This is a genomic window from Niameybacter sp. (genome assembly GCF_036655075.1).
Taxonomy (GTDB): Bacteria; Bacillota; Clostridia; order Lachnospirales; family Cellulosilyticaceae; genus Holtiella.
In genome coordinates, this window is the sequence record NZ_JAVVQU010000008.1 from 36,011 (window position 1) to 48,451 (window position 12,441).

Genomic DNA, 12,441 nt, shown 5'->3' on the forward strand with positions numbered 1-12,441 from the left:
AAGTAAAAGTAAAAGTAAAAGTAAAAGTAAAAGTAAAAGTAAAAGTAAAAGTAAAGATACGGGAGGGTGCCATGCAAAAATCTATACCTCTTAAAGTAATGAGTTTCAATATGAAGCGCAATTATTTTGCCTTTGGAGACAATCGTTGGGCTTACAGAACGCAACTTATTGCAGCAATTATTAAAAATAACAAGCCAGATATTATAGGGACTCAAGAATTAACAGCTGAGAGCCTGAATGATATGTTAGCAATTTTACCTGAATATAGTTATGTAGGCAATGGAAGAAATGGTGAAGATAAAGGAGAGTATACGGCTGTTTTTTATCTTAAGGATAAATTTGAAGTAGAGGCACATAGCACGTTTTGGCTTTCTTCTACACCCCAAAAACCTAGTCGTGCATGGATGGCAGCATTTCCAAGGATTTGCACAACTTGTACATTGAGCTTGAAAGATAATTCAAATCAAAAAATTAATATTTTTAATACCCATTTAGACCATCTAAGCTATTTAGCACGTATTAATGGACTGAAGTTGATTACAAGAAAAATGGAAGAACAGTACGAAAAGTGTGCAGCACCTGTACTTCTTATGGGAGACTTCAATGCCACACCTTCAAGTAAAACTTTAACCAAGTGGTGCCAAGAGTTACTTTTGCAACGTGCCTTTTCTCTTGAAGATGCATATGCTAAGAAACATGGGGAAAGAGCTAGGCAAATTGGGCGTAGCTACCATGGATTTAAAGGAAAAGTAGTGGGTAAACCTATTGATTATATTTTTGCAAGTCATGATATAGAAATTCAAGATATAGAAATTTGCAGGGATAAAATTAATGAACGCTTTCCATCTGACCACTATCCCGTTGTAGCAAGGTTAGGATGGGCCTGTAGGTAGAATAAAACTAAATTTGTCAACGGCTAGAGATTGTGGTAGTATATAAACTTGTGAAAACACTTAGATGACACGTATCAATACAGACGAATGGAGAACTTGAAATATGTCTACTTTACCAAATTGCCCAAAATGTAGTTCAGAATACACTTATGAAGATGGGAGCCTTTTGGTTTGTCCAGAATGTGCCCATGAATGGACAGCAGCAGGTGCACAAGCAGAAGCAGAAGCTATGCTTATCAAAGATTCTAACGGAAATGTTTTAAATGATGGAGATACTGTAACAGTTATCCGCGACCTTAAAGTCAAAGGAAGTTCTTCTGTTATTAAAATTGGAACAAAAGTAAAAGGTATTAGATTAATCCACGAAGCAACAGATGGTCATGACATTGACTGTAAAATTGATGGATTTGGTGCTATGAAGCTTAAATCAGAAGTTGTAAAAAAAATCTAATATAAAAATATAGGCTGTCGCATTTGCGACAGCCTATACTTTTATATTAGAAGTGAAATGGTTAGCCAAGGGTATGCGCTAAAGCTTGTAATAGGCTTGTAAGGCCTAGACTATAAACAAGCAAAGATGCTGGTTTGCCCAGCACCACAATGGCGATAAAACGTTTATAGCTCATTTTAGTAAGCCCAGCGAGCATACATAGGAAGTCATCTGGCGCTACAGGTAAGAAGATAGCAAGGGCAAACCACTTGTCAAAGTGACTGCCTTTATCTAACCAACCAATATATTTTTTATAAGTATTTTGAGGTACAAAGGTTTGGATAAAAGTAGTTCCGTAGTATCTAGCCAGTCCAAACACGATAATAGAACCGATTAAAATACCCAAGTAATTGTATAAGAACCCGTTTATAGGTCCAAATAAAAGTACTCCAGCTACACAGCTGAGACCTCCAGGAATAATGGGAATAATGACCTGGATGATTTGAATAACGATAAAAATAACAGGCCCCCAAAGTCCTAGGCCTTGAATAAAAGCAGAAAGGTGTTTGGAAGATGTAAAGATGCCTTGCTTGAAACCATAAATGAGAAAGATGCTAGTCAGCACAATACCCAATATGGAAGAGATATGAATGAGTTTTTTGGTTAAAGTAGTAGTTGTTGTTGTTATGGTATTCATTTATATTCACCTTTTAGATCCGTTTGATTTACTATATTCATCATAACCGCAAAATCTTAATTTTTTTGGTGAAAAAATCTTAAGTTATCTTAAGGAATGATTAAGATTTATCCAGTAACATCCTATTGTATGCAAGATAGGAAAGACGTATAATCATCTTCACGGACGTAGTAAGTAGCATCACAATAAACTTGAAAGAGGGTGTGAATGTGAACAGACGTAAACAATGGATCGTAATCATGCTTTTAGCATGTGCAATAGGGGTTATGCCTGCTAGAATGTGGGCTAAGTCTATCAACCATTTGACAAAAGTGGTGACAGTAGGACAAGGGGAGATACTTGGAGACAAAGAAGATGAAGTGAATGCGCCAAAGCTTAATATAGAACTTAATGATGGTCTATCCAAAGGGGATAGATTTTATTTGAATTTAGAATCGGCAACGTGGACGACACAGTCTATGGACATTATAAAAATAGAAGCTAACGAAAACCAAGAAGCTGTACAAATCATTGGCAAACAAATGACACCTACCCAATTTGAGGTAGCAGTCGTAGAAGGAAGCGTAAAAGTGGGAACTATTTTGGAAATTCCCCTCTATGTGAAGGTAGAAGGTAAAAAAGGAAAAGTACAGATTGATAGTAACAATACAACGATTTCAGAAGAAACCTTAACTTTTGCCAACATTGCTTCGGGTAAGGCAAAGGTCTCACCTATTCAGCCTGTAGAAAAGGTTACAGAGAAAGGGATGCTCCCTCAAATTGTTATAGAAGAAACTTATGCAGGGCAGATGAGAAGTATGATTGAAAAGGGTGCACAAAGTACACTAGTGCTTAGACTAGACCATAGTGATTTTATATTTGAGCTGACAGATGAGGCAAAACTAGTAGGAAGTAAAGGCTTTGAGGGCATCAATCTGGGGAAAGAGGACTTAAAAAAAATAGCAGAGGGTCAACTTGAAATACATTTGCCAGAGCAGATTCAAAAAGTTCCTAAAAGTAATAAAGGGGCTTTTAAAATAGAAGGTATTGTTGTTAAAACAAAGGACCATCAACCTAGAAGTCAATCCGTTTCTGTAAGTGTATCAGGTGACTTGGTAGAAGAAAATAGATTCAAAGCTTTAGAATTAGGTGAATATAAGGTAAGTCTAAAAGTTGAAAATGAAAAATCTCTTTTAGGAGGGCGTATGCAAGAAGTAAGTTTTACCCTTCAACAGGATATGAAAGACTCCCTTTTAAAAGAAAGAACACTTGTGGTGGACATAAGTAGTGGTGTAGAACTGGTGCAGCAAGATGGTCAAGTAGAAGTGAAAATAGAGGGTGTACCCTATAAGTACCCTGCATTGATGGAACAAGAAAAATGTAGTGGATTTAGGATAAGTGCCCTAGACCAACCTGTGTTACAAGATAAACAAAATTTGAATTTTAAATTTCAAGTTAAAGTACCAGCACACTTTAAGGGCACAGTTGAGGCGTACTTAGAAGGTAGCGCACTCCCAAGTAGTATTGATGCAGTAGTCTTAGAAGTACAAGAGCCTGTTCAAGTAAAAATAGAGGCATTTGAAGCCCAAAGTGGTATGAAGGACCAGATGGGTGGTAGCATTACACTCGTTGAAAATGCAGCAGGTGCATTAAGACAAGGGAAAAAAGTATTTATTGGTATGGATACATCTATGCTCAAGCTGACAACACCCCCTCTTGTAGCGGTTACCCAAGGAGATTTAGTAGTGGGTGAGGCAAAGGTTGTAGATGGGGGTGTAGAGTTACCTATACTTACGCATTCCACTAAGCCAGCTACATTAGTAATCAAGCATTTTGGACTCACTTTAGATGGAACAGTACCTAAAGGTCGCTTTGAGGTGGGAGTAGGTGGACCGGCTCTATCTGACTTATCCATGGCAACCATGGCAACGGACAATCATTTTCAGCAGATAGACCCCGTAAAGGTAGAAGATTTTATCTTAGTGGATGTAGGACCTAAAAATCGTAAGGAAATCACTTTCAAATTAGGTGAAGAAGCCTATGCAGTAAACGGTAAGTATTATCATCTAGATGTACCGGCTTATTTAGAAGAAGGGCGAGTGATGGTACCTATGAAATATGTGGCAAAAGCATTAGGTATTGGAGTGGATAAGGTGAAATACAATGCAGATACACAGAAACTCACAGTTTATGCGAATAAAGTGATTGAACTAGAAATTAATTCAGATATGATGTATGTAGATGGTAAGCCGCTCACAATGCAAACTGCAGCTAAGTTGGTAAAGGGCTGTACAATGGTACCTATTGGTGAGGTAGCACGCGCACTGGACCTTACAGTGGATTGGAACAGTAAGTTAGAGACAGCTACGTTTATAGGATACTATGAATAAAAAATAAGTAGGAATAAACCTTTTATTCCTACTTAAAACCTTGTATAATTTAAAAGAAGTCGTTAGCATTTTAGGAGGATTTATGAGTTATAACGAACAATTAGAAGAACAATATGAAAGTTTTGAAGGTGACTTACGTAAGTTAGCTGAGTTGATTTGTCAGTTAGAACTATGGAGTGATGAATGTACTATTAATCATAAAAGAGAAGATGTAAAACTTGTGGAGTACGTAGAACTTCATAATAATTTAGAAACTTTAAAAGATGATTTAGAAGCTTTTCTTGCAGAACGTCATCAAGAAGAAGGCGAAACAGAGCGTTTAAGTGACTATCGTAAAGTCATTGAAGAAAGATTAGCAGCTTTTGCTGGAACCAAAGAGGGCATTCATAACTGGATGAAAGATATTAAGAACATTCAAGTCATGATTATGCGTTCAGATATTTTACAAGATCATAGAGCATTTATTGACAGTGTTGTCAAAGCATAATTTAAGCGCGGCGTAGGAGTCGTGCTTTTTTCTATGCCAGGAAGTTTCTTTGGCATGAGCTATTTTAAAGTATATTTATAATGAAAGAGGTGGAAAGATGGATTTAAAAAGAGTTCCTGAATTGTTACAACTAAACACAGATAGTATGAAATATAAAAGTGGGCAAGCACTTTATATGAATCAGTGTGTATGTGGAGAGTATGCACATACAACAGAAACTGGTGCAACATTTTATGCGAATGTTAAAGATGAGTATCACCGTCAAAGCTATACGTGTATGGCAAACATTGATGCTAGAAGAGGCACTATAGAAGCAAGTTGTGATTGCCAAAGTGCGATTCATTTATCGGGAAATGCTAAAATCTGTTCCCACGTTGTGGCAACGGTTTTAAAAGGAATAGAAAGCTTAAGAACACAAAAAGAAGTAGACCCAGATAAAGATGGGGTAGTCTATAGTCCCATGATTCACTTGAGTATGGAACCAGCCAGAAATGGTGGCATGAAGCTACAGTTTAGTATAGAAGGAATAGAAGTAAGCGAGCAACGTAAAATCTATACTGCTTTTAAAGAAGGTAAGAAACTTTATCGCTTACAAGATGGAAGTTGCCTAGATCTTGGAGAGCCTACCCTTGTAGAAAGCTTACAATTTATTGAAATACTAGGGCTTTATAATGACTTTGAGGCTTTGACTATACCACCATCTAAGATGTTTTATTTAGAACAATATTTAGAAGAGCATACAGCTTTCATAGAAGGGCAAGAATATGTCGCACAAGTTATGGCAAAGTCACGTAAAAAGCAAAAGGCAAATGCAGTGCCTACCCAATTACAGTCTGTATTAAGAGACTATCAGGAAAAGGGCTTTGAGTTTTTAAGTACTGTAGCGGGATACGGATTTGGAGGAATATTAGCAGATGAGATGGGACTTGGGAAAACGTTACAAGTCATTGCCTTCTTACTCAGCCAGCAGGATAAGAAAAGTTTAATCATTACGCCAACAGCCCTTGTGTATAACTGGAAAAAGGAATTTGAGAAGTTTGCCCCAAGTCTTAAAGTAGCTATTGTCCATGGACATAAGGAGAGAGGGCAACTCATCAATAAATACCAAGAGTACGATGTACTACTTACCACTTATGCCACTTATAAAAACGATATAGCTTTTTATAGTGGGAAAAAGTTTGATTTTGCTATTATTGATGAAGCACAAACCATTAAGAATCCAGATGCTGTATTGACACGTACCATAAAAACCATCAAAGCTTCTGTAAAATTTGCACTCACAGGAACACCTATTGAAAATAACTTATTGGAATTATGGTCTATCTTTGATTTTGTCATGCCAGAATATTTGTATTCTCGTTCTAAGTTCCAAAAAGTATTCATGAGTGATAACCATCAAATAGGTGCTTTAAAGGAGCTGATTAAGCCCTTCCTTTTAAGACGTACTAAAAAGGAAGTTGCGAGTCAGTTGCCAGATAAGATTGAACAAAAATTTTATGTGCCTTTAGAAGTAGAGCATGCTAGAGCGTATAGGGCCTTCACAAAGTTAGCAAAAGAAAAAGTGTTTCAAGAAGATGGAAAAGGTCTTTTAGCGTTTACCTACCTCACTAAGTTACGTCAATTAGCACTTATGCCAGAGTGGCTTGTAAAAAACTATGCAGGTCAGAACTCAAAGCTTGAGGTGTTAGTCAACCTTATTAAAGAAGCAGAGGGGAAAAAGATTCTTGTCTTTTCACAGTTTACTAAGGTTTTAGGGCATATAGGAGAGCGTTTGCAACAAGAAGGTATTGGCTATAGCTACTTAGATGGTTCAACTGAGGCTAAAAAGCGATTAGAGCTTGTAGACCAATTTAACGAGACGGATGACCACCAAGTCTTCCTCATTTCCTTAAAAGCAGGGGGGACTGGTTTAAATTTAACAAGTGCAAGTATGGTTATTCACTTTGATCCATGGTGGAATCCAGCTGTTCAAGACCAAGCTACAGATAGGGCGCATCGTATTGGGCAAAGTCAAGTTGTTAATGTGATTAGCCTTATTGCAAAAGGGACAGTGGAAGAAAGAATCGTAGAGCTCCAAGAAAGTAAAAAAGAGCTGATAGAAGCTGTGATGGAACAAGGATTAAATAATGAAGGTCTTTTGAAAAAGTTAACGACTGAAGAACTCGTTAGTTTATTTGAAATCATTTAACCAATAAGTGTGAGTATACGAAATGTTGCTTGCTTAAAGAAAGGGTTCATGATATAAATAATTAGAGAAGTATAATATTGATATTTTATAGGAGATAATAATATGAATAAGATAGGATTTAAAGCAGTTACAGTCATATCTATGGCAATGTTAATGGCTATGCCAGTATTTGCAAAAGAAACAACGATTAAAATTCTGCATACTAATGATGTGCATGCTAATGTAAAAGATGATGGTAAAGAGATTATCGGATTTGCTAAATTTGCTACTTTTATAGAAAATGAAAAAGCAAATGGAAATGTAGTTGTATTAGATGCAGGGGATATGTTCCAAGGCTTGCCATTTGCAAATATGGAACAAGGCCATAGCATGGTAGATATCGTTAACCAAGTAGGATATGATGCCATGACTATTGGTAACCATGAGTTTGACTTTGGTGCAGATAACTTAATGAGCCTTATTACAAAATTAAATTACCCTGTTATTTCAGCAAATGTGCTTAAAGGGGAAGAACAAGTTGTAAAACCTTATATTGTTAAAGACTTTGAAGATGTTAAAGTAGGTGTATTTGGTATGAGTACACCTGAAACAGCTTTCAAAACACATCCAGATAATGTAGTAGGTTATAGCTTTGAGGATATAGTAAAAACTGCAAAAGCAACAGTAGAAACTTTAAAGGAAACAGAAAAGGTAGATGTAGTTGTGATGGTAAGTCACTTAGGCCTTGATGAAGGAGACTACACATCTGACCTTGTAGCAAAGGGTGTAGAAGGGATTGATGTGATTGTAGATGGACATAGCCATACTACACTACCAGAAGGGCGTCTAGTAGAAGAGACTCTAATTGTAAGTACAGGGACTGCGCTTAAAGATATTGGGCAAGTTGAAATTGTAGTAGAAGATGGTAAAGTTGTTTCTAAGACACCAGTACTTCTTGACTATGCGGCATTTGCTGAAGTAGCACCAAAACAAGAGATTGTAGATGCGATTGCAAAAGTAGAAGAAGCGCAAAAACCTATTTTAGAAAAAGTAGTAGGAACTACAGCAGTTAAATTAGTTGGAGACCGCGAAGTTGTAAGAACAGGTGAATCTAATCTTGGTCAATTAGCAACAAATGCAATGCTTGACCTTACAGGGGCACAAGTTGCTATTACAAATGGTGGGGGTATCCGTGCCTCTATTGAAGCAGGCAATATTACTATGAATGATATGGTTACTGTATTCCCATTTGGTAACACAATTATGGTGAAAGAGATGAAAGGAAGCGATATCCTTGCAGCTCTTGAATATGGTGTAGATTCTTACCCAGAGCAAAAAGGTGCATTCCCTCATACAGCAGGTATCACTTTCACACTAAATGCTTATAAAGAAGTAGGCAACAGAGTAAGTGATGTTAAAGTAGCAGGTGAAGCACTTGAACTTGATAAAATGTATACAGTAGCTACCAATGACTTTATGGCAGCGGGTGGAGACGGTTACACAATGTTTGAAGCCTACCCAATCAAAGCAGAATACAATACTTTAATGGATACACTATTGGCTTTTGTTGAAAAATTAGGTACAGTAGAAGGCAAGTTTGAAGCGCGTATGAACGTAGTAGCAGAAGCTTCAGCAGGAGAAGTAATTCCTGCAACACCAGTTGTACCAGGGGTAGAAGTGCCAGCTGAAAAAATTGAAACTGAAAAAGAAGTAGCCCTTAGAGCTTACTTACAAAACAAAGGTTTCAAAGTGACTTTTGATGATGTAAACAAAATCGTTACAGCACAAAAAGAAGCTACAGTATTAACTTTCACATCAAATAGTAAAGCCTATACAGCAAAAGATGCAGATTCTAATGAAACAGGTGAGTTAAGTATTGCTTTAGCAGTAAAAGAAAATGTAACTTACATTAACCCAGCAGAAGTAGATGCAATCTTAGCTAAATTAGCACCAGCAGCTTAAGTCTAGTTGACAAGATGTGATGAAGATAGTATCTCATTCTACATAAATAATCCGATTTGAAAATTATATAAAAAGAAAGAGGTTATTGCCTAGGCAATAACCTCTTTCTTTTTATATAATTTTCTTCATGCATCTACTAGAATGAAGTATTAATCTAAGTGGACAGTAGGTGTATTATACACCGATTCATCAAACTCATTTTCTTGTTTTGCAATAAGGATTGTACATACGTTATCCCCTGCTACGTTAATCCCTGTACGAATCATATCTAAGATTCTATCAATACCCATAATAAGGGCAATGCCTTCAACAGGAAGATTTACAGAAGCCAGTACCATAGTAAGCATAACAAGACCTACACCAGGTACACCAGCAGTTCCGATAGAAGCAAGAACAGCTGTTAAGATGACCATAATATAGTCGCCAAATCCTAGTGGAATACCGTAGATTTGAGCAATGAATACGACTGCAACCCCTTGCATAATAGCTGTTCCATCCATGTTGATAGTAGCACCTAGAGGGAGTGTGAAGGAACTTACGCGTTTAGATACACCAAATTGTTTATCTGAAGATTCAAGTGAAAGGGGTAGTGCAGCACTTGAAGATGCAGTTGAGAAGCAAAGGTTAAAAATAGGCATAAACTTTTTCACAAATACTTTTGGGTTAAGCTTTCCGATAAATACAAGCATACCTAGGTAAACAATGAAGAATTGAATGCCAAGTGCAAGTAAAATACAAGCAGCATACTTAACTAGTGGCATAAGGGCAGAAAAGCCAAAAGTTGCAAAGGTTGTAGCAACTAGAGCAAATACACCATAAGGCGCAAATTGCATAATGAGTGTTACGAGTTTAAGAAAGACTTCATTTAAGCCTTCAAAAAGACGAAGGACAGGTTCAGCTTTTTCGCCAACAAGTGTAATACTAATGCCGACAATAACAGCAAAGAATAAAACACCGAGTACGTTTCCATCGGCAAAGGCCATGAAAATGTTAGTTGGAATGATTTGAAGTAAGGTATCAATAAAGTTTATAGAAGTAACTTCGGATATACCTTGTCCGAGAACAACACTGTTTAAATCAATTCCAATACCTGGTTTGATAATGTTAGAAACTGTAAGTGCAACTACAATAGCAAGAGCAGTAGTTGCTACATAGAAAATCATTGTTTTACTTCCTATACGACCAACCTTTTTGATATCATCTAAAGAGGCTGTAGCATAGACGATAGATACAAAGATAAGTGGTACAACAAGTAATTTAATAGCATTTAGGAAACCTGTTCCAAGTAATTTGAGTATGCCATCTAGCATTAATGTTTGCTTAATGAGTGGTGAGGTAATAGTAGAAAGGACTACTCCAAATACGGCACCGAGAATAAGCGCTAGAAGGATTTTCGTTGTTAAATTCATTTTTTTCATCTGTATACCTCCTAAGATGTCATATGTATAGGGTAACATAAAAATAGATTGTATACAAGTATTTAGGATTGAGATAAAGTTATAGATAAAAATAAAGTAGATAGTATTCTACGGTATTTTAGAATACTATCTACTGATAGTTACTTTATATAAGGATATGTTCACTACGTTCTTTTGCTTCACTAATCGTTGTACGTACATCGCGTAAAACTTTTGAAAGATTATCTAGACATTCTTTATCCACATTGTAGTTGAGGAAGAACTCTTCAATTTCTTTGCTTGTAATTTGAATCATATTGGTGGTATCAATGAACTGAGTGAAGTTGTGACTGAGATGGGCATTGTTAAACTTAGCCAAATCTCGTTTAATAAATTCCACTACTTGTTCTTGATCTGAGAAGATACCCTCCGGAATGGGATAGGGTTTGATACGTTGGAGGAAATATTTGTTCTTTGCATTAATGTTGTAACAATAGGAGACCTCAGTACCACTTGAATCAAAAGATACAAAGTACATAATTCCCTGTACTTGTTGTATATCTTTGGCACCTAGACAACGTAGCCTAGCTTCAATCGTATCTCCTTTAACAGAGTTGACATTCATTTAGACACATCCTTTCTTGAAAAACTTTAAGAACTACTTCTATTTTACGCAAAACGAATGAATAGGTAAAGTGTTGCAATACAAATAGATAGAAGCATAAGTGGAAAACCCACCTTGAAGTATTTCCCAAAGGTTAGTTTGTAACCGTTCTTTTCACCAATATTAGCAAGAACAACATTGGCAGAAGCTCCAATGAGCGTTCCATTTCCGCCTAAGCAAGCGCCGAGAGATATAGCCCACCAAAGGGGAAAGATATCAATACCTTGGTTGCCCATTGTAAGCACTAATGGGATGAGGGTTGCCACAAATGGAATATTGTCTAAGAAAGCAGATACGATGGCAGATAGCCAAAGTAATACAATCATAGTCATAACAGGATTGCCAGCAGTAAGATTAATCAATGTATTTGCCAGTTTATGGATCAAGCCTACTTGTTCAAGGCCTCCTACAAGGACAAATAAACTGATGAAAAAGGCTATAGTAGGCCATTCAATACTCGTCATAATCTCTTCAACATCTTGTTTTCCAATAAGTAACATGACAACAGCACCTGTAAGTGCTACTGTACTTGACTCAATATGGAAAGTCTGATGCGTGATGAATCCAAATAAAATGAATCCCATAACAACAATACTTTTAATGAGTAAACTCTTATCTTTAATGGTTTTACGTTCATCAAGAGATAAAATTTCTTTTTTATAAACATCATCTACAACAAGCTGTTTATGATATAAGAAATATAAGAGTGTGAGTGTGATAATTAAGATAACAACGGCACATGGGGCTGTATATATTAAGAAGTCGTTGAACCCAAATCCGGCAGCACTACCAATCATAATATTAGGAGGATCCCCGATAAGTGTTGCAGTACCACCTATATTAGAGGCTAGAATTTCTGTAATTAAAAAGGGGATAGGATTGAGTGACAAAATCTGTGTAATAACCAAGGTCATAGGACCAATCAGGAGGACTGTGGTAACATTATCTAAAGTAGCAGATAAGACAGCTGTAATAATGGCAAAGCTTAAAAGAATTTTCCAAGCATCTCCTTTAGCCTTTTTTGCAGTAAAAATAGCAATGTACTCAAAAAGTCCTGAATTTTTAACAACAGACACGAAAAGCATCATTCCAATTAGGACGCCAATAGTATTAAAGTCAATATAGCTGATGACTTTATTAGAAGGGATAATTCTTAAAAGAACCATAAGTAAGGCACCACTCATAGCTGCAACAGTACGATCAATCTTTTCCGTCATGACAAAAAACATCACTAAAAGGAAAATAAGGAGCGCAATAATTTGAGTAAAATTCATGAAGAAGGACTCCTTTCGAGTTCAAATCAAACTTAAATAAATCGATAGTCATAATATGCCTCAAAAACAAGAAAAACAATGCATCATTTGTAAGAAGATAA

Annotated in this window: 10 protein-coding genes; 6 read left to right on the forward strand and 4 right to left on the reverse strand. The window is 36.5% G+C overall.

Translation table 11 applies throughout. From position 1 onward, the window contains the following. Positions 1-893, forward strand: an 893-nt coding sequence (locus RRY75_RS03840) for an endonuclease/exonuclease/phosphatase family protein (protein WP_332528052.1), incomplete at its 5' end; no start/stop codon positions are given. 103 nt (positions 894-996) lie between these two features. Further along, positions 997-1,344 (forward strand): zinc ribbon domain-containing protein YjdM, encoded by a 348-nt coding sequence (locus RRY75_RS03845; protein WP_332492569.1) that lies wholly within the window; start codon positions 997-999, stop codon positions 1,342-1,344. Between the two features lie 61 nt (positions 1,345-1,405). Here the strand turns inward: RRY75_RS03845 and RRY75_RS03850 are convergent, their stop codons facing one another. Continuing rightward, positions 1,406-2,020 carry a TVP38/TMEM64 family protein gene (locus RRY75_RS03850; RefSeq protein WP_332492567.1) on the reverse strand — a complete coding sequence of 205 codons (615 nt, stop codon included), beginning with the start codon at positions 2,018-2,020 and terminating at the stop codon, positions 1,406-1,408. Positions 2,021-2,229: 209 nt separating this feature from the next. Between RRY75_RS03850 and RRY75_RS03855 the strand changes: the two genes are divergently transcribed. The 4 genes from RRY75_RS03855 to RRY75_RS03870 all read left to right on the forward strand — a co-directional run bounded on the left by RRY75_RS03855 (position 2,230) and on the right by RRY75_RS03870 (position 9,005). Further along, positions 2,230-4,389: a copper amine oxidase N-terminal domain-containing protein gene (locus tag RRY75_RS03855; protein WP_332528053.1), complete on the forward strand. Its 2,160-nt coding sequence runs from the start codon at positions 2,230-2,232 to the stop codon at positions 4,387-4,389. A gap of 82 nt (positions 4,390-4,471) precedes the next feature. Further along, a complete protein-coding gene (locus RRY75_RS03860) occupies positions 4,472-4,876 on the forward strand; it encodes a hypothetical protein (protein ID WP_332492563.1) in 405 nt (134 codons plus the stop codon). 97 nt (positions 4,877-4,973) lie between these two features. After that, positions 4,974-7,064 (forward strand): DEAD/DEAH box helicase, encoded by a 2,091-nt coding sequence (locus RRY75_RS03865; protein WP_332715734.1) that lies wholly within the window; start codon positions 4,974-4,976, stop codon positions 7,062-7,064. Positions 7,065-7,166: 102 nt separating this feature from the next. Continuing rightward, complete coding sequence (locus RRY75_RS03870; RefSeq protein ID WP_332492559.1) at positions 7,167-9,005, forward strand: bifunctional metallophosphatase/5'-nucleotidase; 1,839 nt, start codon at positions 7,167-7,169, stop codon at positions 9,003-9,005. A gap of 149 nt (positions 9,006-9,154) precedes the next feature. Here the strand turns inward: RRY75_RS03870 and RRY75_RS03875 are convergent, their stop codons facing one another. The 3 genes from RRY75_RS03875 to RRY75_RS03885 all read right to left on the reverse strand — a co-directional run bounded on the left by RRY75_RS03875 (position 9,155) and on the right by RRY75_RS03885 (position 12,340). After that, positions 9,155-10,423 carry a dicarboxylate/amino acid:cation symporter gene (locus tag RRY75_RS03875; protein WP_332492557.1) on the reverse strand — a complete coding sequence of 423 codons (1,269 nt, stop codon included), beginning with the start codon at positions 10,421-10,423 and terminating at the stop codon, positions 9,155-9,157. A 145-nt stretch (positions 10,424-10,568) separates the two neighbouring features. Beyond that, positions 10,569-11,027: a hypothetical protein gene (locus tag RRY75_RS03880; RefSeq protein ID WP_332492555.1), complete on the reverse strand. Its 459-nt coding sequence runs from the start codon at positions 11,025-11,027 to the stop codon at positions 10,569-10,571. A gap of 44 nt (positions 11,028-11,071) precedes the next feature. Then, positions 11,072-12,340, reverse strand: a complete 1,269-nt coding sequence (locus RRY75_RS03885) for an ArsB/NhaD family transporter (RefSeq protein ID WP_332492553.1) — start codon at positions 12,338-12,340, stop codon at positions 11,072-11,074. Positions 12,341-12,441 lie beyond the last annotated feature (101 nt).